The sequence below is a fragment of the Streptomyces sp. NPDC054770 genome (assembly GCF_053611985.1).
Genome location: NZ_JBSHBL010000059.1, coordinates 22,886 through 44,289, shown reverse-complemented (window position 1 = coordinate 44,289; position 21,404 = coordinate 22,886). Strand labels below are relative to the sequence as shown.

Genomic DNA, 21,404 nt, shown 5'->3' with positions numbered 1-21,404 from the left:
GGTCTCCCTCTCGCAGGCCGTTCGACAATCATGCCGGGACGGTCGCGGCGGGATGAGGGTCGGGCACCGCGTCAGGCGGGCCGAAACCCGGGGCATTTGGCCAAAAGAGACTGCCGAACAGGTTTTCGCTAGGGCGGTCCGGACCGGGGCCCATCGACAACAAGCCGTCGACATCTGCTGCTTAGTCCGTTTTTCGCCGTGCCTTCCGCGTGGTTGAGCGCAAAAATACTTGGCCAAACCACTACTGAGCGGAGTCATGCATGGATCGAGTCGAACCACGCTTGGTGAATCCTTTACCTAGTGGCCGACCCGAGAAAACCGGTAGGTCCGTATCTTATAGGCGTCGAACAGAGCTTCAAGCCAACGAAGAGCTTTCCGACGGGGGGTCATCGATGAGCCTGTCCGCCAGCGAGATCGGAGTCGGTCTGCCCGCACTGCCTCGGCTGACCACCACGGTCCCCAAGGAGTACGTCCACCGGGCGTCCCTGGCCGAGGTCTTCCTCAGCGGCTGTACCGCCCAGGACGACGGACTGCGGTTCTCCCTCACCGGACAGTGGCCCCGCGCCCACACGTTCTTCAACAGCGCCGACGGTTCGAGCCATGACCCGCTCCAGGCCGCAGAGACGTTTCGACAGGCCGGCATGTTCGTGACGCACGCGGAACACGGCGTACCCCTCGGCCATCACTTCGTGCTGTGGTCGCTCAGCTGCCACACCGATCTGGACCGGCTGCGGATCGTCTCCCGCCCCACCGACTTCGAACTCGACGTGACCTGCCCGGACTCCGCACCGCGCGGCCGGGCGTCCGCACGCCGGATGCGCATCGGGTTCGTCCTGCGCCGGGACGGCCTGCCCGTGGCCCACGGAGAGGGGCTGTACTCCATCGTCACGCCGTCCGTCTACGCCCGGCTGCGGGCCCGTCGGCCCGAGGGGCCCGCGACTTCGGCGCATCCCTTCGGCGCGGCCGACCCGATGCCGCCCGCCGCCGTGGGCCGCACCTCCCCCGCCGACGTGGTGCTGACCCCCACGGACACACCGGACCGCTGGCTGCTCACCCCCGACCTGGACCACCCCATCCTGTTCGACCACGACGGCGACCACCTGCCCGGCATGGTCCTCCTCGAAGGCGCCCGGCAGGCCGCCTGCGCCCGGCTGGCACCCCGCGCGCTGATACCGGCGAGCACGTCCACGACGTTCAACCGCTACGTCGAACTCGACGGCCCCTGCTGGATCGACGTGACCGGCGTGACCCCCGGGAGCGACGACACGGTGACCGTCGAGGTCGTCGGACGGCAGGGCGGCGAGGTCGTCTTCACGTCCACCGTCAAGGGGCCGGTCGTTCCGGGGTGACGGCAACGCGGCCGCCCGCACACCCCCGGCAGGGACATGTGCGGGCTGCCGCTCCAGGCACCGCTACGAGTCAGCGGCGGGCGTGGCCGCCCTCTGCGACACGGTGGTGGTCGCCCTCGGCGGCACGGCGGTGGTCACCGTCGGCGGCACGGTGGCGGTGGCCCCAGGAGACGGAGTCGACGAGGCCCCCGTGCTCGTTGCGCAGAGTGGCCGAGTCGACGCCGTGGTCCCACACCGACTTGCGCCGGTCCTGGTACAGGTCCTGCGTGGTGTCCCGGCCCTCACCGGTGTGGACACGGACCGTGGCGCGGCCGGCCAGCTGGTAGTGGTGGAAGGTGTAGCTGTGCCCGGCGGCATCGGACAGCGTCCAGCCGCTCAGGTTGACGTCACGGCGAGAGGTGTTGGTGACGTCCACCCACTCCCGGTTCAGGGCGCGGTTGGAGACCTCGCGGCCCTGGACGTCGTGCTGGACGGCGCTGATGACGACCTGGCCGCGGTGCGGGGCGGCAGCCGAGGCCGGCAGGGCCAGCGCTCCCACCAGGGCGGCCGCCACAGCGGTGGCGGAGCCTAGACGGCGGGCGGTAACGGAAGCGGACACTGGGTCCCCCTTGCAGGGTTCGAGCACACCCCGGCCGCGTGCGGCACGAAGCCGTCTGCCGCGAGGGGTGCGTTGGGCGAGGTGGGCGGCCGGTCGGCCGCGCACTCACACCCTGCAACCCTGCCGGGTGAGATGCGGGACACACGCGAGACCCATTACAGATCCATCGCTTTGTCATGACTCTCACGTGTAACGTCCATTTAAAGGGTGAATGTACGGAATTGACGCCTGTGTCGGCACGAAAAGCCCGCCGATAAAGGGCAATGACACCTCCCGGGCATCACGACACACTCGGACATCAGGGAGCGCGTCACCCGAAAGTGCGTAACAGCCACCTCACCCGATCCACCGAAGTCGATCTTCTCGGCGTCACGTGGAATTTCCAAACTGGTTAGTAACAAGAGGGGGTCCGAAGAAAGCGTTTGCCGCTACGTTTTGCCATGCCTCATTGGCATGCCCACAACTCTCAGCGCACACCTCCCCGTAGGAGACACCCCCATGCGCAGACTCGTTGCCTGTCTGGCGGCCGCCGTCGCCGCTCTCGGCGGGCTCACGGCGACGGCCACCCCGGCCGCGGCGGCCGCCTCCGGCTCGTTCAGCGTGCTCACGTACAACGTCGCCGGGCTTCCGGAAGGCCTGTCGAGCGCACCCACCCCACGCGACACCAGCACCACGGCGATCGGCACGCGCATCGCGCCGTACGACATCGTCAACGTCCAGGAGGACTTCAACTACCACGCGTACCTGTACGCCACCGACACCCACCCCTACCGCACCGCGACAAGCGGCGGCGCGGGCATCGGCAGCGGTCTCAACACCGTCTCCAATTACGCCTGGGACGGGGACGACTTCGAGCGCGTCGGCTGGAACTCCTGCCAGCTCGACTCCGGCGACTGCCTCACGCCGAAGGGCTTCACCTTCATGCGCGAGCGGCTCGCCGAGGGCGTCTACGTCGACTTCTACAACCTGCACACCAACGCGGGCACGAACGACGGCGACGAGGCCTCCCGGGCGGACAACTTCAGCCAGCTGACCGCCTTCATCGGCACCCACTCGGCCGGCAACGCCGTCGTGGTGATGGGTGACACCAACACCCGCTACACCCGCACCGCCGACACCATCGCCGAGTTCGCCTCCGCCAACGGGCTCACCGACGCCTGGGTGCAGCTGATCCGCGGCGGCAGCGCGCCGGCCAAGGGCAGCGACGCGCTGGTCTGCGACCAGTCCGGGGCCACCGTGCCCAACACCTGCGAGGTCGTGGACAAGGTCCTGTACCGCAGCAGCAAGCTGGTGAACCTGAACGCGACCTCGTACAACAACGAGCACGCCAAGTTCCTGACCTCCGACGGGCTGATGCTCTCCGACCACGACCCGATCACGGTCGGCTTCTCCTGGTCCGAGAACCCGGCCTTCCAGCTGAGCGACCAGTTCGGCGGTCCGCACGGCGACTACTACCAGGACATCGACAAGGTGGCCGCCGGCGCCCGCGCCACCACCGTCTCGCTGCGCTCCGGCTCCCGGGTCGACCAGGTCGGCGTCACCCTCGCCGACGGCACGACGCTGACCCACGGCGGCACCGGCGGCACGGCGTCGTCGCTGACGCTGGGCAGCAGCGAGTACGTGACGACGGCGTACCTGTGCGAGGGCAAGTACAACGACACCACCCGCATCTTCTACGCGAAGTTCACCACCAACCTGGGCCGCACCCTCGCCGGTGGTACGACGACCTCGGACTGCGTGACCCGCACCGCCCCGTCGGGCTGGCAGATCGCCGGCTTCCACGGCCGCTCCGGTGACGAGCTCGACAAGGTCGGCTTCATCTACACCAAGCGCTGACCGCGCCCGGCCGGCCGGCGGACGTCGCGGACGCTCCGCCGGCCGCCCGGACGGGGGCGAGCGGCACCTGGGCGATGATGGCCGCATGGCTGCCATGGAGCTCCGCATCGACGCCACCGACCTGCCCGGACGCACCTGCCCGGCACCCGCGGACAGCGGTCTCTCCGGGTACGGCGACATCCACGTCGCCGTACAGCGCCGCAACCGCCCCGCCGAGCTGCTCGACCCGCAGCCCGGCGACGCCGTCTCCGCCTCCTGGACCCTGCCGTGCACGACGGCGGTCTCGGCCACGGGCGTCGACGTCACGGGGCCCTACGTCCAGGGCGGTCCAGGCGGCCGGTTCGTCTACCTGTCCTGGGGCGCGGTGGACGCCGGGGGCGCCTTCACGATGTTCCGCCGGGCCAAGCTGATGCTCGACGCGGTCCCCGGCACGGTGGCCGAGGCGGCGGCGCGGGACGGGCTGCTGGTCGGCCGGCTCGGGCTGACGGACGCCCGGGGCATGCCGCTGTGCGCGCGGGTCGTGCCGCCGGCCATCGTGTGGAGTGCCGGGGGCGGCCCTCAGCCGAGCGCCTCGCGGTAGTCGGCGAGCGCGGTCTCGGTGGCCGTGAGAGGGAAGCGGGCGCCGAGGTGGCCGTCCGGGCGGACGACGAAGCCGGTCGGGCCGTCGGGGCGGTAGAGGCGGGCGAACTCACCGGCCGTGTCCAGGTATTCGGGGACGAGGGGGACGTGGGTGCCGTCCTCCGTGCGGATGGCCAGGACGTCCCAGCCCGGGGCGAGGACGGCTTTGATCACGTCGGTGGGGTCCGCCGCGTAGAGCAGCACGACGTGGTCCGGGCGGCCCCGCAGGATGTCGAGCAGGCGCAGCGGGTAGGCGGCGAGCGGTGTGGTGAGACCCGCGCAGTCCGGGGCGCGGTCGCCGGGTTGCGGGGCGTCCGGGGGGCCGTACGGGACGGCGGCGAGGGGGCCGTCCCGTGCCGGGCGTGGCACACGGTGCGGCCGACGACCTCCTCGCCGACCGGGCGGCGTTCGCCCACGATCAGGACGTCGGTTGTGTGCGTCACGGGCGTCTCCCAGCAGGTGGCCCCGGACCGGTTGCGTCCCTCCATGGTGGCCCCCGCCGCGGACGGGCGGCGAGCCGAGCCGCCCGCGGCGGCACGGTGCGCGTCCGGGCGGCTACGCGTGACTGCCGTAGGTGCGCAGTTTGCGGTAGAGGGTCGCGCGGCCGATGCCCAGGGCGGTCGCCGTCCGGGCCTTGTTCCCGCCGTGGCGGCGCAGGGCCTCCAGGATCGCGGTGCGTTCCGCGTGTTCCATGGGGCTCAGCGGGCGCCCGGCGGGTCCCTCGCGTACGGGGTCGGGCAGTTCGGTGCGCCGTACCGGCCCCACCGCGCGGCGCTGTTGCGCCAACGACCGTACGACGTGGGCGAGTTCGGTGACGTTCCCGGGCCACGGGTAGCGCTCCAGGGCGCGCCGGGCGTCGAGTGTCCAGGTGAGCGGGGGCTGTCCGGGTTCCGGCGCCGGGGCGACGGCGGCGAGCAACTCCCTGATGTCCTCGGGGCGTTCGCGCAGTGCGGGCAGGGTGACCGAGCGGGCGGCCAGGGTGTCGAGGAGGCGCTGCAGGCAGGGGCCGGGTGGTGCTCCCGGGGTGTAGGTGACCAACAGGGGTGCGGTGGGCCGGGCTTCGAGCAGGGCGACGATGGCCGCCACGTCCGGCTGCGCCAGACGTTCGGCGTGCCGCAGCACGAGGCTGCCGTGGGGATCCGTGGGCAGGGCCTCGTGCAGGTCCCCTTCGGCCGCGTCGACGACGAGCGGCTCGCCCTCTCCGAGCAACTCGCGGGCCAGGGAGGTCTTTCCGGTGCCGCGTTCGCCGACGAGCAGTACGGGGGCGCGGACGGCGGCCAGTTCGGCGGCGCGCTCGGTGGCGTGCCGCCAGGGCACCGAGTGCCCGGCCAGTGTGGTGGGCGGGCGCCCGGCGGGGGCGGCGGGGGCGCGGACGTACGCCGGTTCCAGTACGGCGACTGCGCCGACGGTCTCGCCCAGGTGGCGGACGACATGGACCGAGGCGCCGCACGGGAGCCGGGTGCCGGGCAGGTCCTCGCGCAGCGCCGCGTGTACGGCACGTTCCAGGTCCTCGATGTCCCGGGCCGCCAGCAGGCGGGCCGCCGCCTCGCTGACCAGCCTGCTGTGTCCGGCGAACGCCACCACCGGCCGGTCCTGCCCCTCGCACGCCGCGAGGTAGGCGTCCAGCAGGACCCGCTCCGGCGGCCGGGTGCGCGCCCGCAGTTCCGCCTCCACCCCCGCGGCCGTTGCCTCGGCGAGCGCCGCCTGCGGGTGCGGTGCGCAGCCGCCGCCGCACAGAGCCGACGCCACGGTGACCGTGCCGACCGGCCTGTCGTCGCCGGGGGCTCGCAGCGGCACACTCACCGCCGAGACCCCCTGCCACATGTCGAGGAAGTGCTCGGGTCCGTGCACCTCGGCGCGGTGGCCGGTGCGCAGGGCCAGGGCCGCGCTGTTGGGGCCGACGTTCTGCTCGGAGAGGTCGGGGCAGAGCGTGTCCCGCGGGGCGTGCCCGGCGGACCACAGCACGCGCAGCCGGGCATCGGTGAGCAGGAGGGTGGCGCGCTCGTGGTCGAGCGCCGGGCCGAGTCGTTCGAGGACCGGCCGGGCCGCTGCCAGCAGCGCCGGGTCGGGCGCCTGCGGGGCGCGGTCGGCAAGGGGGGCCGCGCAGTCGTGTCGTACGCCGTGGAAACGGGCGCGCCGCCAGGCGGCCGCGACCTCGTCCGGGACGTCCGCCGGCAGCGGGTGCCCGGCGAGGAAGCGGGCGCGGGCCCGGCGCAGTTCGCCGAGCGCGGGGCGGGGCGGGGACTGCAGGCCGGCCGTGGAGGGATGCTCTGCGGTGGTCATGGCGCCCCTCACCGTACCGGGAACAGTTGAAGGAGCAACGACCGGTGGGCCCCGCCGGGTTCCGCCGCACCCCGCGTGTATCGGATTGAGACACCCACGGCCGCCCGTACCGTTTCATGATCTTGGACGGTCGGTTTCCGTCCTTTCCCCCTCCGGAGCGTTCCCCGTGCACACCGATGTCGTCACCGACGTCCTGATCGTGGGCAGCGGCCCCGCCGGCGCCTCGGCCGCCCTGGCCCTGAGCACCTACGGCGTACCGAACATGGTCGTCACCCGCTACGCGTCCCTCGCGGACACCCCGCGCGCCCACATCACCAACCAGCGCACGATGGAGGTCCTGCGCGACCTCGGCGTCGAGCGGGAGGCACTGGCCCAGGCCACCCCGCAGCACCTGATGGGGAACACCACGTTCTGCACCAGCCTGGCCGGCGAGGAGCTGGGGCGGGTGCGGTCGTGGGGGAACGAGCCGCTGGTGCAGGCCGCGCACGAGCTGGCGAGCCCTACGGTGATGTGTGACATACCACAGCACCTCATGGAGCCGGTCCTGGTGGACGCCGCCATCGCCCGCGGCACCCTCTTCCGCTACAGCACCGTCTACAGGTCGTTCACGCAGGACGCGGACGGGGTGACCGTCACCGTCGAGGACCGGGTACGCGGCGACGAGTACACGATCCGCGCCAAGTACCTCATCGGCGCGGACGGCGGGCGTTCGAAGGTGGCCGAGGACGCCGGGCTGCCGATGGGCGGTCAGATGGGCGTGGCCGGCAGCATCAACATCGTCTTCGACGCCGACCTGAGCAAGTACACCGCCCACCGCCCCTCCACCCTGTACTGGGTGCTGGCCCCCGGCGCGACCGTCGGCGGCATCGGCGCCGGACTGGTGCGCTGCGTGCGCCCCTGGACGGAGTGGCTGATCGTGTGGGGGTACGACGTCACGGCGGGCGCCCCCGACCTGACCACCGAGTACGCGGAGTCGGTCGTCCGGCAGCTGGTCGGCGACGACGACATCCCGGTGACGGTCAGGTCGTCCTCGGCGTGGACGGTGAACGAGATGTACGCCGAGACCTACTCCAACGGCCGTGTCTTCTGCGCCGGTGACGCCGTGCACCGGCACCCGCCGTCCAACGGGCTCGGCTCGAACACCTCCATCCAGGACTCGTACAACCTGGCCTGGAAGCTGAAGCTGGTCCTCGACGGCATCGCCGGCCCGAGCCTCCTGGACACCTACACCGCCGAACGCGCGCCCGTGGGGCGGCAGATCGTCACCCGCGCCAACAAGTCGATCGGCGAGACGGCCCCGATCTTCGAGGCGCTCGACGGTCTCACCCCGCAGACCCCCGAGCAGCTCTGGGCCAACATCGCCGCCCGCAAGGAGCCCACCGAGGCGGCCGAGAAGCAGCGGGCCCGGCTGCGGGACGCGATCGCCTACAAGGTGTACGAGTTCAACGCGCACGGCGTCGACCTCAACCAGCGCTACTCCGCCGAAAGTTCGGCCGCGGTGGTCCCCGACGGCACCCCCGATCCCGGCTTCGCCCGCGACCCGGAGCTGTACCACCAGCCCAGCTCCCGGCCGGGCGCCAAGCTCCCGCACGCCTGGATCACGTCGGGCACCCGCACCCTGTCCACCCTGGACACCGTCGGCAAGGGCCGGTTCACCCTGCTCACCGGCATCGGCGGCGACGGCTGGGTACGGGCGGCGGCCGCCCAGGACCTCGGCATCGCCACGGTCGTCATCGGCCCCGGCCAGGAGTACGAGGACCCGTACGGCGACTGGGCCCGGCTGAGCGAGGTCGCCGACTCGGGCGCGCTGCTGGTGCGGCCGGACGGCTACATCGCCTTCCGGCACCCGGCCGCCGCAGAGAACGCGGAGCAGCTGCTGGGCGAGGCGCTACGGCAGATCCTGGGCCGCGCCTGACAGTTACGACCGGGGCGGCCGGCGACCGTACCGCCCCTCCCCCCCAACTCCCCCCACGCACGCGACACGAAAGGTGAACAGCATGGCCCTCGGGCTGCTCAGGCGCCGGTGGTCCAAGGACGCCCCGGCCCGTTCGTCGGGACTCACGCTGCCCCTCCCGCCCGGTGCGGGCGGGATCGCCAGAACCGTCCTCGACCCCGTCGACCAGCCGCTCGGCGGCGCCGATGTCACGGTCACCGCGCTGGACACCCACCAGGTGGCGGCCCGGGGCACGAGCGACCCCTTCGGTTTCTTCATGGCCGCGCTGCCGCCCGGGCGTTACAGCATGCTGATCGTCGCCGAGGGCCTGGACCCGCACCGGGAGACCGTGGAGATCGTCGCCGACAGCTGTCCGGCACCCGGGCACGTCCGGCTGCAGCCGGCCCGGCAGCTGCCGTTGCCGCCGACCGGCGGCTGGGTCTTCGATCCGCCGCACACCGCGATCCGGTTCATCGCCAAGCATGTCGGCATGGCCCATGTCCACGGTCGCTTCGAGCGTTTCGACGGCGCGATCTCCGTCGCCCCGGACATGAGCCAGTCGACGGTCCGGGTGCGCATCGACGCGTCGAGCATCACCACCGGGAACACGACCCGCGACAACCACCTCCGTTCCGACGACTTCCTGGACGTCGAGCGGTACCCGTTCATCGACTTCGTCAGTACGCGCTTCGCCTACCGGGGCGGCAGCAAGTGGACGCTCCTCGGCACCCTGACGATGCACGGCGTCAGCCGTTCGGTCTCGCTCGACACCACCTACCTGGGCACGGTCAACGGCGGCTACGGCGAGGAGCTGCGGTGCGCCGCACTCGCCACGGCCGAGCTGCACCGGGAGGACTACACCCTGAACTGGCGGTCGATGCTGGCCCGCGGCATCGCGGTGGTCGGTCCGACGGTGCAGCTGGAACTGGACGTCCAGGCGATGTACCGCTCACCGGACACGCCCACGCCGCCGGAGTGACCGGCGAGGGGATCAGGCGGCCGAGGTGAGGACGCCTCGACGTCGGCGGCGAACCCGGTGTGGCCATGGATCTGGTAGCGGAAGAGCCGCGGGTCTCCCCAGCCGGGCCGTAAGGCGCTGGAGGGATCGGTGACGAAGGAGACGTCGTAGCCGCCCTTCTCGGCGTGGTACCGCACCCAGTGCTGTGCGGCCGGGATGCCGCTGAGCAGGTACCGGTTCCCTGCCTCGCGCAGCAGGATTCCGTCGGTGACGATGTGTCCGGCCCGGGTCACCGGTATGTACTGCTTGGCATGACCGACCGCGAACCTCTCGAAGTTGTCGGCTCCGTGGTCGGCCAGTACCCGGGTGGCGTCCGGGCCCTCGATCCAGAGGTCGTACATGTGGTGCGACAGGTCGAGCGGCGCGACGCCCTCGTGCCAGGCCGCCTGCTCCTGCCGCCGGCCCGTGTACTCGCGGGCGACGACCTCGGGCGTCCACAGTTCGGCGCCGGGCCGCCACAGCAGCGCGACGGGGGAACCGGCCTCGTCCAAGCCGTCCTGGAGGCTGGGGGTGGTGGTCATGCGGCTCCTTCCGCGGCCCGGCACCGAGCGCGCCGCGCGGCAGATCCGGGCGCCGCCGGCCGGGAACAAGGCCGTCCACCGACCGGGAACAAGGCCGTCCACCGACCGGGAACAAGGCCGCCCGTTCGTCCCGCCGAACGGTCCCCGGGGCACGGATCGCCCGCTCCCTCATCCGTGCGTTGACCATCGATGGTTTTGATTGAGCTTTGTACCAGTTCGGAGAAACCGCTTCCCTCAAACACCGGCCGATCGCGATCGCTGGGTGTTAGAACTTGGCCACATAACGTCGGGCTGCACACAGCCCTGCACACCATCCCTGTTGTGAAAAGGGACGATCTTGTCCAAGTCCAGACCTCTCACCGGCAATTGGCGCGTCGCAAGACGCCTCCAGGCCATTCTGCTCATCCCCGTGCTGGTGGCCCTCGGTCTCGGCGGCGTGCGGGTGAAGAACTCGATCGACACGCTCCAGGACGCCAACGACGCGGTGCGCGTGGCGGAGTTGGTACAGGCGGCGAACGCCTACGCCAGCGACGCGATCAACGAGCGCGACGTGTCGGTCATCCCGCTCCTCGAAGGCAAGCGGAACGCGCCCGCCGTGGTGGCGGCGCGCAACGTGACCGACGCCGACGCGAAGGCGTTCGACGCGGCGGTGGCCCGGGCGCCGAAGACCGCGGGCCTGGCCCGGCGGATCGAGTTGGTACGGGCGGGCGAGAAACAGCTGTCGGCGGTGCGGGCCGACGCCTTCTCGGCGAAGACCTCGGGGGTGCAGACGGAGGAGAGCTACCACGCCGTCCAGCACCCGCTGATGGAGATCTCGAACGAACTGGGCTTCGGCAGCAGCAACCAGGCGAGCTTCGGGCGCACCCTCTACGCCATCTCCCTGACCCAGGCGGCCGAGTCCCTGGTGCGTGCCATCGGCACGCACCTGCTGGTCGAGGACCGTGCCGCGCTCGCCGAGGGCGAACTCCAGACCCAGCTCGGCTCGTTCAGCTCCTACGTCTACCTGGAGCAGGTCGGCCTTCAGGAGTACGCGGGCGCCGGTACCTCCGGTGACATGACCCGGCTGCGGGCGGCGCTGGCGGACGCGCAGCAGAAGGGGGCGCAGCAGACGGCCAAGGCCGCCGAGGAGGCCAAGGCGGCCGGGCAGACCTTCGTGGCGCCGCCGGCCCTGGCCGCGATGCTCAAGGAGATCGCGGCCGGGACGCCGACCGAACAGCTGGCCGCCGAGGGCATCACGCCCGAGTCGTTCTTCGCGGCGTCCGCGCTCTCCTTCGACGCCTACCGCGGTATCGAGGTCAATCTGACCGACACGGCTCTCGCCGACGCCCGGAGCATCGCCGCCGACGCCAGACGGGACGCGATCGCCAACGGCTCCGTCGTGCTCGGCGCCGTACTCCTGGCCTTCCTGCTCGCGGCGTGGGTGGCCCGCTCGATGAGCCGGGGCATGCGCAGGCTCAGCGCCTCGGCGATCGAGATCGCCGAGCAGCGGCTGCCGGCGGTGATCACCCAGTTGACGCAGGCCGTGCCCGGCCAGGTGGACACCAGGGTCGCGCCGATCCCGATCACCACCACCGACGAGATCGGCGAGGTCGCCCGCGCCTTCGACCATGTGCACCGGGAGGCGGTCCGGCTGGCCGCCGAACAGGCTCTGCTGCGCGGAAACGTCAACACGATCTTCACCAACCTCTCCCGCCGCAACCAGTCGCTGATCGAACGCCAGCTCGCCCTGATCACCGACCTGGAGGAGCGCGAGGCCGACCCCGACCAGCTGGCGAACCTGTTCAGGCTGGACCATCTGGCCACCCGGGTGCGCCGCAACGGCGAGAACCTGCTGGTGCTCGGCGGCGAGCGTCCCACCCAGCAGTGGGACCACCCGCTTCCGCTGGTCGACGTCATCCGGGCGGCGGCCTCCGAGGTGGAGCAGTACGAGCGGATCGAGCTGGAGGGGATCCCGGAGGCGGAGATCCACGGCCGCGCCGTCACCGACCTGGTGCATCTGCTCGCCGAACTCCTGGAGAACGCCACCTCGTTCTCCTCGCCGCGCTCGGCGGTCCGGGTCACGGCGACCCGGCTGCCGGACACCCGGATCATGGTCGAGATCCACGACAAGGGCATCGGTCTGGCACCGGAGGACTTCGCGCTGATCAACCACAAGCTGGCGAATCCGCCGACCGCCGACGCCGACGTCTATCAGTACATGGGCCTGTTCGTGGTGGGCAGGCTCGCCGACCGGCACGGCATCCGGGTCCAGCTGCGGCCGGCCGGCGGGGAGTCCGGCACGACCTCGCTCGTCATGCTCCCGGGCACCATCACCTGGCGCAGCGGCGGCGAGTCCGACTCCGACACGCTGGCCCTGGCGACCTTCAAGGCACGCGCCACGCCGGGGCTGGCGGCCCTGCTCGCGGACGGGCCCGCCGACCCGTTCGGTGCGCACGAGGCCTGGGACGACGGCATCCCGGCGCCGGGCCCGGCCACGCCGGCCGGTTCCGCCCAGCCGGCCGGCTTCGCCGCGCCGCCCGGTGTTCCCGCCGCGACCGGTACGCCCGGAACCCCCGGCGCGCCCGGCACTCCCGCGGCCGCTGCTCTCGCCGCTTCCGGCGGTCCTGGCGCGTCCGACGGCCCCGGGGTGTCCGGGAAGCCGACGTCCGAAGCGCCCGCGCCGTCCGGGAAGTCCGCGTCGTCCGGTCGTCGCCGTCGTGCGTCGCGGGGCAGCCGTCGTCCCGCCAAGGACGGCTGAGCCTCCGGCACCCGGGTCAGGGCGGTGGTGCCGGGCGCAGGGCCCGCACCACCGCCCAGACCACGGAGATGAAGGGCACGGCCACGACGGCGCCGATCACCCCCGCGACGATGCTGCCGGCGATGACCGAGACGGCGACGACGAGGGGGTGCAGCCGCACCGCCCAGCTCATCACCAGCGGGTGCAGCACATGGCCCTCCAGCTGGCCGATGACGACGATGAGCACGAGGACGGCGGCTGCCGTGAGCGGACCGCGCCCGGCCAGCGCCACCACCGTGGCCACGCTGAGCGCGACCGGTGAGCCCACCAGCGGGACGAACGCGGCGAAGAACTCCAGCAGGGTGAGCGGCAGCGCGAGCGGCACCCGCAGCACGACCAGAGCGATGCCGACGAGGACGGCGTTGGCGGCGGCCACGATGATGATGCCTCGGGTGTATCCGGCGAACGTCCGCCAGGCCGCGTGCCCCGCCCGGTCCCAGGCGCTCCGGGCGCCGGCGGGCAGCAGTTCGCGGCTGGTCCAGGCCCACAGCCGTTCGCCGGAGTGGATGAAGAAGACCGAGGTGAAGAGTGCGAGCGCGCCGCCGGTGACCAGTTCGACGAGGGTGCCGAAGCCGCTGAGCGCCCTGCTCGCCAGGTTGGAGCGGTGGGACTGGATGTAGTTCACGATCTGCTGCTGGAGTCGCGACAGGGCGCCCGGCCCGAGCCGGAAGGGCGGGCGTTGCAGCCAGACCTCGATGCGGTGGATGCCGCCGCGGAACTCGTCGGCCAGGGTCGCCGACTCCTGCGCGACCGCGTTGCCGACCAGCGCCAGCAGACCGAAGAACAGGCAGATGCTGCCGACCAGGCTCACCGCCACGGACAGCGGTCTGGGGAGCCACCGGGCCAGCAGGTCGGCGAGCGGGCGCAGCACCGAGGTGATGACCAGGGCCAGGAAGACGGCGACGGCGATCAGCTGGAAGCGGCCGAGGACGACGAAGACGCCGTAGACGCCGATGCCGACCACCATGAGCCGCCAGGCGTAGGCGGCGGCGATCCGCAGGGCGGGGACGACGACCGCGCTGACGGAGGCGGAGGCGCGCGGGTCGCGGGCACGTTTCGGGATCCACACCGCCCGTGCGGTCCGGCTGCCCGGTGCCGTGCCCCGTGACCGGTGCGCGCGGCGGCCCCGTCCGGCCGCCGGCCCGCCCGCACCCGCCACCGCGCCTCCCGTTGCCGGCCTCCGTCGGACCTGTCGCCCTCACTGCACGTTAGGGGCATTTCGGGCGGCGGGCGGGGTGCAGTGGGCCAAGGGGGTCAGTGGGCCGCCGACTGGGAGACGGCGGTGCGGACGGCTCGTTCCACCAGGTTGACGCCGTCCGGCATGGACGCGTTGCCGTCGGAGAGGACGGCGACGAGGTAGTGGTGGCCGCCGGTGGTGATGCGTCCGATGCTGTTGATGTCCCACAGGCCGGTCGCGGTGCGCATGAGCCAGCCGTTCTTCAGCGCCCACCCCGAGTCGGCGGCGGCCGAGACACCCCAGGACTGGTCGGTGGCGATCTCGGTCATCAGGGCGCCGATCCGGCTTCGGGACGCCGCGTCGAGGGGCGTGGGGCCGGTGCCGAAGATCGCGCGCAGCAGTCGTATCTGATCGGCCGCGGTGGTCCGGGTGAGCCCCCAGAGGCCACCCGGGCCGCCCTGGGTCGCGGTCAGTCCGAGCCGCCTGTTGGCCGACTCCAGGCCGGGGGCCTCGCCGATGGCCCGCCACAGGGCGGTGGCCGCGGTGTTGTCGCTGTCGCGGATCATCACCTCCGCCTCGGCGCTCTCCCGGGCGGTGAGGTCGCGCCGGTGGTCCCGCGCATGGAGCAGCATGGCGGCGAGGATGTCGACCTTGACGATGCTCGCGGTGTCGTACGGCGTGTCGTCACCGTAGACGGCGGGCTCCCGGCCGGTGCCGTCCAGGTCGAGGACGGCGGCGGTCACCCGCGCGTCGCCCTGCGCCGCCACGGCGGTGCGGAAGGCGGCGGCGCCGGACCCGGCGTCGGCCGCCACGGCCGCCGGTGCGGCTCCGACGAGCAGGGTCACCGCTGCGGCCACGAGGGACAGGGTTCGGTTGAGCATGGCGGGAGCCTTCGCAGTTCGGGCGGGAGGGACATGGGGGCGGAGGGACGCAGAACTGCGAACGTAGACAAAATGACCGGCCTGCGACATGACCGCCGCCACGATGTGAGGCGGGCAACAAGGCCGGACGCGGAGGTGAGGCTTCCGACTTGCGGAACTCGAATTCCGCATGCCTCATCCGCCTCCTTCCGGGGGAAGAATGTGATCAGAGTGACGGCCCGGCCCCTGGGAGGTGCCATGAGCACATCGGCGGAACCGCGGGTGAGCGGTCTGGAGGTCCGGTCCATCGACTACGTGCCGCTGGACGAGCGGCACGGCAAGCTGTGGCATCTGGGACCGCTGTGGTTCATGTCCAACGCACAGATCGCCACCCTGGCCGTGGGGCTGATCAGCATCACGGAGGGCGGCAACCTGATCTGGTCGCTGCTGGCGATCGTCGCGGGCACCCTGATCGGCACGTTCTTCATGGCGTTCCACTCGGCGCAGGGGCCGCAGCTGGGACTGCCGCAGATGATCCAGTCCCGCCCGCAGTTCGGCTATGTCGGGGCGCTGCTGGTGTGGCTGTTCGCGTATGTGCAGTACGCGGGCTTCAACGTGTTCAACACCGTCCTGGCCGGTGAGGCCCTGGACACCACGATCCACGGCGGTGTGAAGCTCTGGGTGATCGTGGTCACCGTCGTCGCGCTGGTCGTGGCGCTGGTGGGATACGACATCATCCACAAGGCCGAGCGGTTCCTGACCTACACGTTCCTGGTCATCTTCGGGATCTTCACCGTCGGCGTCCTGGTCACCCTGCACTACCCGGCGGGCTCCTTCGACCTCGGCGCGTTCAAGGTCACCCCGTTCCTGGCGCAGTTCGGCGTGGTGGCCGGCTACCAGATCAGCTGGGCCATCTACGTCTCGGACTACTCGCGGTACCTGCCGCCGGACGTCACCGTCCGCAAGACGTTCTACTGGACCTACTTCGGCTCGGCGCTCGGCGGCATCTGGCTGATGGTGCTCGGGACGCTGCTGGCCGCCTGGGCGGGCGACAGCTTCGACACGATCCCGTCGATCAACGCCGCCGGCGACAAGGTCTTCGACGGCTTCGGCGCGATCGTGCTGCTGTTCTCGGCGCTGGGCCTGATCTCCGTCACCGCGCTGAACATGTACGGCGGGTCGCTGACCCTGATCAGTGCCATCGACTCGTTCAAACGGGTGCGGCCGACCCTGGGCGTGCGCCTGGTCACCCTCGGGGTGACCGCGGCGCTCTCGCTGATCGGCGCACTGGCGGCGACGACGAACTTCCTGACGAACTTCAACAACTTCCTGCTGCTGGTGCTGTACCTGTTCATCCCGTGGACGTCCGTGAACCTGATGGACTACTACGTGGTGCGCCGGGGTCACTACGCGATCGCCGAGATCTTCAAGCCGAACGGCATCTACGGCCGCTGGGGCTGGCAGGGGATCGCCTCGTACCTGATCGGGTTCGCGGTCATGATCCCGTTCTTCTCGGTCGGCACGCTCTTCGTCGGCCCCGCCGCCAAGGCGCTGGACGGGGCGGACATCTCGCTGTTCATCGGCCTGCCGGTGTCGGCGCTGCTCTACTGGCTGCTGACCCGCTCGATCGACGTCGAGGCGGAGACCCGCATCGCCGAGGCGGAGGCCGCGGCCCTGGAGCAGGCCGCGCACGAACACCGCGAGCCGTAGGACCCGGCTCCGGTCCGACGAGGTGCCGTCGACGTCAGTACGCGGAGTTGACGTTGTCGATGGAGCCGTACCGGTGGGCGGCGTAGTTGGCGGCCGCGGTGATGTTGGCGACCGGGTCGGTGACGCTGTGGGCGGTGCCGCCCACGTGGTACGCGTTGAAGGTGGGGTCGATGACCTGGAGCAGACCCTTGGAGGGGGTGCCCTTCTGGGCGTTGACGTCCCAGTTGTTCTGGGCGCTCGGGTTGCCGCCGGACTCGCGCATGATGTTGCGCTTGAGGCCGTCGTAGCTGCCCGGGATGCCCTTGGCCTTCATGATCTGGAGGGACTGCTTGATCCAGCCGTCGAGGTTGTTGCCGTAGCCGGACTTCTTGGCGGCGGTGCCGCCGGCGTCGCTGGAGGCCGTGACCGCGGTGGTGTGCGCCTGCGTCAGTTCGGCGGCCTGTGCGTTCGCCGGCATCAGGGTGAGGGCGGCGGCAGCGGCGCCGGTGGTGGCGAGGCCGGCGAGGCCGAGGGTGCGCAGGCGGGCGATGCGGGTGCGAGTGGTCATGGTCATGCGAAAGCAACTCTCCGGTGGGGGACGGCGTCGGCGCCGGCCGCAATGCGCGGCGGCGGTGGGCGGAGCCCGTACTACCGGCGGGAGGGGCGGGACCGGCGGGGATCCGCTCGGCCCGTCGCCCGTCTCCCGGCGACGACAGCAATGGTTAGCGGCAGCCGGAGCGCGTGGCAATGATGTGACGTACTACCGGACTTCGTACTTAATGCCCGAAATGCCCCACAATAGGCATCTTGCGTCCAGTTCAGGGCGTTCCGTTCCTACGATGCCGGATCGGATGTGATGTGGCTCCTATGGGGGGTGTCACGCGTTCCGGGCCCTCCACGGGGTCCGCGGGACGGGGTCGGCGGGCTCCACAGCTCTCGTACAGGCCGTCGCGAGAGCATCCGCCCATGTCCGACTCCCCTGCACCGGCGCCGGGTGCGATCCGGGTGCTGATCGTCGACGACGAGCCCGAGCTGACCGACCTGCTCTCGGTGGCCGTGAGCGCGGCGGGATGGCAGCCGTTCGTGGCGCACAACGGGTACGGCGCGCTGCGTACCGCCCGCACCTGCGGCCCGCACGCCGTCGTGCTGGACGGGATGCTGCCCGACCTGGACGGGATCCAGGTGCTGCGCCGCCTCCGGTACGAGAACGCCCGGGTGCCGGTGCTGATGCTCACCGCCCGGGACGCGGTGGAGCACCGGCTCGACGGGCTCGCCACCGGCGCCGACGACTATGTGACCAAGCCCTTCTCCCTGGAGGAGGTGATGCTCCGGCTGCGCGGGCTGCTGCGCCGCTCCGGAGCCGGCGGGGTCACCGCGGACGCGGGGGTGCGGGTGCTCGGGGACCTGGTGCTGGGCGAGCAGACCCGGGAGGTGCGCCGGGGCGGCACCCCGATCTCGCTCACCGCGAAGGAGTTCGACCTGCTGCGGTTCCTGATGGACCACCCCCGCCAGGTGCTCAGCAAGACGCAGATCCTCGACCACGTGTGGAACAGCTCGTTCGACGGCGGCGGAAACCTGGTGGAGGTGTACGTCTACGGTCTGCGCGCGAAGATCGACAAGGAGCGCCGGCCGATGATCCACACCGTGCGGGGCGCCGGGTATGTCATCAGACCGGCGGACGACGAGGCATGACGGCCGCCGGGCGGGCCCTCAGCCGGCTCCGCGGACGCTCGCTGCGGGCCCGGATGGTCCTCGTCCACTCCCTCACCCTGGCCGCCGTCTGCACGGCGATGGCCCTGGCCACCGTGCTCGTCCAGCGGTACTACCTGATCAGGGACCTGGACCAGCGGGTCACCGACGCCGCGGAGCACAGCCAGGGCGGCCGGGAGCACGCCCCGCCCGGCGCGAGCCTCGGCTTCCTCAGGGAGCGCGGCCAGCACACCGGCACCCTCGCCGCGGTCATGGACGGCGACGGGATCGCCACGGCCGAGGTGGTGACCGACAGCGGCCCACGCTCCCTGACCACGGCCCAGTGCGCCGCCCTCGACGGCATCCCGACCGACGGGACCCTGCACACCCGGACGATCCCGGGCCTCGGCGCCTACCGGCTGACGGCGGTCGCCGAGGGCGGCACCGCCATGCTGGCCGGGCTGCCCGTGGACGGCGTACGGCAGATGATCGACTCCCTGGTCGTGATCGAGGCCTGCATCGCCGGGGTCGGGCTGGTGCTGGCGGGTTCCGTGTCGGCGGTGGCGATCCGGCGTCAGCTGCGGCCGCTGCGGCGGGTCGCCGCCACCGCCGTCGAGGTCTCGCACGCGCCGCTGGACCGGGGCGAGGTGAGGAGGCTCACCCGGGTGCCGGCGCCGGACACCGATCCGGGCACCGAGGTCGGCCAGGTCGGCGTCGCGCTGAACCGGCTGATCGACCACGTGGAGTGGTCCCTGTCCGAACGCCAGCGTGCCGAGGAGCACATGCGGCGCTTCCTCGCCGACGCCAGCCACGAGCTGCGCACCCCGCTCGCCTCGATCGCCGGGTACGCCGAGCTGATGCTGATGGGCGTGGACACCCGGAAGATCGAACCGGAGCTGGCCTGGCGCCGGGTCTCGGACCAGTCGGCGCGGATGACGGGGCTGGTGGAGGACCTGTTGCTGCTCGCCCGGCTGGAGGAGGGCAGACCGCTGGAGGCCGCCGAGGTGAACCTGGCGACCCTGGTCGGGGACGCGGTCTGGGACGCCCGGGCGGCGGGGGCCGGCCACCACTGGCAGCTGGTGCTGTGCCTCGACGGGCCGGCCATGGTGACCGGCGACCCGTCCCGGCTGCACCAGGTGGTGGCCAACCTGCTGGCCAACGCCCGGGTCCACACCCCCGCCGGGACCCGGATCACCGTCACGGTGAAGGCCGCGGACGGACAGTGCGCGATCCAGGTGCACGACGACGGTCCGGGCATCCCGGGCGACCTCCTGCCGACGGTCTTCGACCGCTTCACCCGCGGTGACGCCTCCCGCTCCCGCGCCCCCGGCGCCGCGGGCGGGGCGGGTCTCGGGCTCGCCATCGCGGTCGCGATCACCCAGGCGCACGGCGGCCGCGTCGAGGTGGCCAGCGCGCCCGGCGACACCCGGTTCACCGTCACCCTGCCGCTCGCCGGCACCGTCACGCGGCTGCCGGCGACAACCACGGCGGAGAACTGATCCGCCGGCACCGCCCGACACCACCGCGCCACGGCAGCCGGAGCGGCGCTCATCGGCCTGCCGCCTCGGACAGGTTCACCACGATGTTCTGCGGGCTCGCCGGGACCCGGAACAGAACCACGCACTCTGTCTCATATCTCTCACGGTCGTCACTTACTGTCGATACGCCCGGCCGGGTGGCCGGGCCCGGACACACCACCGAACCGGAGGCCCGATGACTCCCGTCGCCGTGAACCCGCCCGCCCTGCCCGCCCCGAGCGGCTACTCGCACGGCACGCTCGCGGGGAACACGCTCCACCTGGGCGGCCAGACCGCACTCGACGCGGACATGAAGATCGTTCCTGGTGGCATCGTCGAGCAGTTCCGCCAGGCGTTCGGCAATGTGCTGACCACACTGCGGGCGGCCGGGGGCGAGCCGGAGGACCTGGTGAGTGTGACGATCTACCTCACCGACATCCCCGGCTACCAGGCCCACGGCAAGGAGATCGGCAGGGTGTGGCGGGAGCTGGCCGGGCCGGTGTACCCGGCGATGGCGGGCATCGGCTGCACCGCGCTGTGGCAGCCCGAGGCCATGATCGAGATCCTCGGTGTCGCCGTGATCCCGGAGGAACGGCTGGTCAGGCCGTAGGCCCTGGGCCGGACTCCGGGTGCGGGGTGGCGATGGATGCCCTAACGGGTGTGGATGACCGCCAGGGCGTGTGCGCGGGCGGGCTCCCGGAGGGTCTTGTCGAGCTCCTCGAAGAGCGCGCCGGCGGCCTCGCCCATCCAGCCCGCCGGCAGCAGGGACAGCGGCAGCCCGGGGTCGCGGTACGGGAGCCTGCGCCACTCGGTGAGCATCGGCAGGTAGATCCCGAACGCCTCCCGGGCGGGGATCGCCCCCGCCGCCGCGCGTTCGCTCACCGGCCGGTACCGCTCCAGGAAGTCCGCGTAGAGCGCGGTGAGTTCGTCGAGGTCCCACCATTCGCGGACCTTCGCCGACAGGTCACCGAAGGCGAAGTGGTCGCCGGTGAAGATGTCGACGTACGGCGTCAGCCCGAGGCGTTGCAGGGTGCGGCGGGTCTCGTCGGCCAGGATGCCGGGCGCCACCCACACGCCGGGGGCCGCGGTGCCGAAGCCCAGCCGGGTCAGGGCGGTGCGCAGGGCATGGCGCTTGTCCCGTTCGGACTCCGGCACGGAGAACACGACGACGAGCCAGCCGTCGCCGGCCTCGGCCCGGTTCCGCTCGAAGATGCGCACGTCACCGTCCTCGAGCACCTCCAGCGTGCCGCCGGAGACGGCGTACCCGGCGGCGCCCTCGTGGCGTTCGCCGTGCAGCACCCCGCGCCGCTTCAGCCGGGACACCGCCGAGCGCACGGCCTGCCCCTCCACGCCGAGGTCGGCCATGAGACGTATCACGGAGGCGACGGAGAGCCAGTTGCGCTCACCGCGTGCGTACAGCGCGAAGAGCGTGATGATCAGCGGGCCCAGCCTGCTGTCCCGGCCGCCCGCGCCGACGGCGGACGACGGCTCGACATGCGCTGTCATGACCACCCACCTCCGGCCGATGCCACCCCTCTGA

Annotated in this window: 17 protein-coding genes and 1 pseudogene; 10 read left to right on the top strand and 8 right to left on the bottom strand. The window is 71.8% G+C overall.

Annotated elements, in window-relative coordinates:
- Positions 1-392 precede the first annotated feature (392 nt).
- Complete coding sequence (locus ACWGKQ_RS37395; protein ID WP_453296491.1) at positions 393-1,349, top strand: ScbA/BarX family gamma-butyrolactone biosynthesis protein; 957 nt, start codon at positions 393-395, stop codon at positions 1,347-1,349.
- A 70-nt stretch (positions 1,350-1,419) separates the two neighbouring features.
- Here the strand turns inward: ACWGKQ_RS37395 and ACWGKQ_RS37390 are convergent, their stop codons facing one another.
- On the bottom strand, positions 1,420-1,947 hold the full coding sequence (locus ACWGKQ_RS37390; RefSeq protein ID WP_453296490.1) for a lamin tail domain-containing protein: 528 nt from the start codon (positions 1,945-1,947) through the stop codon (positions 1,420-1,422).
- Positions 1,948-2,445: 498 nt separating this feature from the next.
- Here ACWGKQ_RS37390 and ACWGKQ_RS37385 point away from each other — a divergent pair, with 498 nt between their 5' ends.
- Both ACWGKQ_RS37385 and ACWGKQ_RS37380 read left to right on the top strand, forming a co-directional pair.
- Positions 2,446-3,783 carry a jacalin-like lectin gene (locus ACWGKQ_RS37385; RefSeq protein ID WP_453296489.1) on the top strand — a complete coding sequence of 446 codons (1,338 nt, stop codon included), beginning with the start codon at positions 2,446-2,448 and terminating at the stop codon, positions 3,781-3,783.
- Between the two features lie 94 nt (positions 3,784-3,877).
- Positions 3,878-4,363, top strand: coding sequence for a DUF5990 family protein (locus ACWGKQ_RS37380; protein WP_453296513.1), 486 nt, complete (start codon positions 3,878-3,880; stop codon positions 4,361-4,363).
- Here ACWGKQ_RS37380 and ACWGKQ_RS37375 read toward each other — a convergent pair.
- Together ACWGKQ_RS37375 and ACWGKQ_RS37370 are read right to left on the bottom strand one after the other, a co-directional pair.
- Complete coding sequence (locus ACWGKQ_RS37375; RefSeq protein ID WP_453296488.1) at positions 4,342-4,770, bottom strand: hypothetical protein; 429 nt, start codon at positions 4,768-4,770, stop codon at positions 4,342-4,344. The two genes, ACWGKQ_RS37380 and ACWGKQ_RS37375, sit on opposite strands and share 22 nt — an antisense overlap.
- A 186-nt stretch (positions 4,771-4,956) precedes the next feature.
- Positions 4,957-6,684, bottom strand: coding sequence for a helix-turn-helix domain-containing protein (locus ACWGKQ_RS37370; RefSeq protein WP_453296487.1), 1,728 nt, complete (start codon positions 6,682-6,684; stop codon positions 4,957-4,959).
- A 166-nt stretch (positions 6,685-6,850) separates the two neighbouring features.
- On the opposite strand from ACWGKQ_RS37370, the gene ACWGKQ_RS37365 reads away from it, so the two are divergent.
- Positions 6,851-8,599, top strand: coding sequence for an FAD-dependent oxidoreductase (locus tag ACWGKQ_RS37365; RefSeq protein WP_453296486.1), 1,749 nt, complete (start codon positions 6,851-6,853; stop codon positions 8,597-8,599).
- 82 nt (positions 8,600-8,681) lie between these two features.
- Positions 8,682-9,596, top strand: coding sequence for a YceI family protein (locus ACWGKQ_RS37360; protein WP_453296485.1), 915 nt, complete (start codon positions 8,682-8,684; stop codon positions 9,594-9,596).
- Positions 9,597-9,805: 209 nt separating this feature from the next.
- Here the strand turns inward: ACWGKQ_RS37360 and ACWGKQ_RS37355 are convergent.
- Positions 9,806-10,156 (bottom strand): annotated as a pseudogene (locus ACWGKQ_RS37355) (aminomethyl transferase family protein); the annotation flags it as partial.
- 337 nt (positions 10,157-10,493) lie between these two features.
- Between ACWGKQ_RS37355 and ACWGKQ_RS37350 the strand changes: the two are divergent.
- On the top strand, positions 10,494-12,893 hold the full coding sequence (locus ACWGKQ_RS37350) for a nitrate- and nitrite sensing domain-containing protein (protein WP_453296484.1): 2,400 nt from the start codon (positions 10,494-10,496) through the stop codon (positions 12,891-12,893).
- Between the two features lie 16 nt (positions 12,894-12,909).
- Here ACWGKQ_RS37350 and ACWGKQ_RS37345 read toward each other — a convergent pair whose 3' ends face one another.
- The gene (locus tag ACWGKQ_RS37345; protein WP_453296483.1) at positions 12,910-14,001 is read right to left on the bottom strand and encodes an AI-2E family transporter; all 1,092 of its coding nucleotides are present in this window, start codon (positions 13,999-14,001) and stop codon (positions 12,910-12,912) included.
- A gap of 185 nt (positions 14,002-14,186) precedes the next feature.
- Entirely contained in the window at positions 14,187-14,990 is an 804-nt protein-coding gene (locus tag ACWGKQ_RS37340) for a serine hydrolase (protein ID WP_453296482.1), read from the bottom strand.
- A 237-nt stretch (positions 14,991-15,227) separates the two neighbouring features.
- Between ACWGKQ_RS37340 and ACWGKQ_RS37335 the strand changes: the two genes are divergently transcribed.
- Entirely contained in the window at positions 15,228-16,679 is a 1,452-nt protein-coding gene (locus ACWGKQ_RS37335) for a purine-cytosine permease family protein (protein ID WP_453296481.1), read from the top strand.
- 34 nt (positions 16,680-16,713) lie between these two features.
- Here the strand turns inward: ACWGKQ_RS37335 and ACWGKQ_RS37330 are convergent, their stop codons facing one another.
- A complete protein-coding gene (locus ACWGKQ_RS37330; protein ID WP_453296512.1) occupies positions 16,714-17,226 on the bottom strand; it encodes a transglycosylase SLT domain-containing protein in 513 nt (170 codons plus the stop codon).
- A 398-nt stretch (positions 17,227-17,624) separates the two neighbouring features.
- On the opposite strand from ACWGKQ_RS37330, the gene ACWGKQ_RS37325 reads away from it, so the two are divergent.
- From ACWGKQ_RS37325 to ACWGKQ_RS37315, 3 genes are all read left to right on the top strand, one after another.
- Positions 17,625-18,350 (top strand): response regulator transcription factor, encoded by a 726-nt coding sequence (locus ACWGKQ_RS37325; RefSeq protein WP_453296480.1) that lies wholly within the window; start codon positions 17,625-17,627, stop codon positions 18,348-18,350.
- Positions 18,347-19,846, top strand: a complete 1,500-nt coding sequence (locus ACWGKQ_RS37320) for a sensor histidine kinase (RefSeq protein ID WP_453296479.1) — start codon at positions 18,347-18,349, stop codon at positions 19,844-19,846. Before ACWGKQ_RS37325 ends, ACWGKQ_RS37320 begins: the two co-directional genes overlap by 4 nt.
- A gap of 214 nt (positions 19,847-20,060) precedes the next feature.
- On the top strand, positions 20,061-20,474 hold the full coding sequence (locus ACWGKQ_RS37315; RefSeq protein WP_453296478.1) for a RidA family protein: 414 nt from the start codon (positions 20,061-20,063) through the stop codon (positions 20,472-20,474).
- A gap of 41 nt (positions 20,475-20,515) precedes the next feature.
- Here the strand turns inward: ACWGKQ_RS37315 and ACWGKQ_RS37310 are convergent, their stop codons facing one another.
- Entirely contained in the window at positions 20,516-21,370 is an 855-nt protein-coding gene (locus tag ACWGKQ_RS37310) for a PaaX family transcriptional regulator (RefSeq protein WP_453296477.1), read from the bottom strand.
- Between the last annotated feature and the right edge of the window lie 34 nt (positions 21,371-21,404).

Coding starts and splice junctions, on each gene's coding strand:
- ACWGKQ_RS37395 (WP_453296491.1), top strand. CDS start 393: ATGAGCCTGTCCGCCAGCGAGATCGGAGTCGGTCTGCCCGCACTGCCT.
- ACWGKQ_RS37385 (WP_453296489.1), top strand. CDS start 2,446: ATGCGCAGACTCGTTGCCTGTCTGGCGGCCGCCGTCGCCGCTCTCGGC.
- ACWGKQ_RS37380 (WP_453296513.1), top strand. CDS start 3,878: ATGGAGCTCCGCATCGACGCCACCGACCTGCCCGGACGCACCTGCCCG.
- ACWGKQ_RS37370 (WP_453296487.1), bottom strand. CDS start 6,684: ATGACCACCGCAGAGCATCCCTCCACGGCCGGCCTGCAGTCCCCGCCC.
- ACWGKQ_RS37360 (WP_453296485.1), top strand. CDS start 8,682: ATGGCCCTCGGGCTGCTCAGGCGCCGGTGGTCCAAGGACGCCCCGGCC.
- ACWGKQ_RS37340 (WP_453296482.1), bottom strand. CDS start 14,990: ATGCTCAACCGAACCCTGTCCCTCGTGGCCGCAGCGGTGACCCTGCTC.
- ACWGKQ_RS37335 (WP_453296481.1), top strand. CDS start 15,228: ATGAGCACATCGGCGGAACCGCGGGTGAGCGGTCTGGAGGTCCGGTCC.
- ACWGKQ_RS37330 (WP_453296512.1), bottom strand. CDS start 17,226: ATGACCACTCGCACCCGCATCGCCCGCCTGCGCACCCTCGGCCTCGCC.
- ACWGKQ_RS37325 (WP_453296480.1), top strand. CDS start 17,625: ATGTCCGACTCCCCTGCACCGGCGCCGGGTGCGATCCGGGTGCTGATC.
- ACWGKQ_RS37320 (WP_453296479.1), top strand. CDS start 18,347: ATGACGGCCGCCGGGCGGGCCCTCAGCCGGCTCCGCGGACGCTCGCTG.
- ACWGKQ_RS37315 (WP_453296478.1), top strand. CDS start 20,061: ATGACTCCCGTCGCCGTGAACCCGCCCGCCCTGCCCGCCCCGAGCGGC.
- ACWGKQ_RS37310 (WP_453296477.1), bottom strand. CDS start 21,370: ATGACAGCGCATGTCGAGCCGTCGTCCGCCGTCGGCGCGGGCGGCCGG.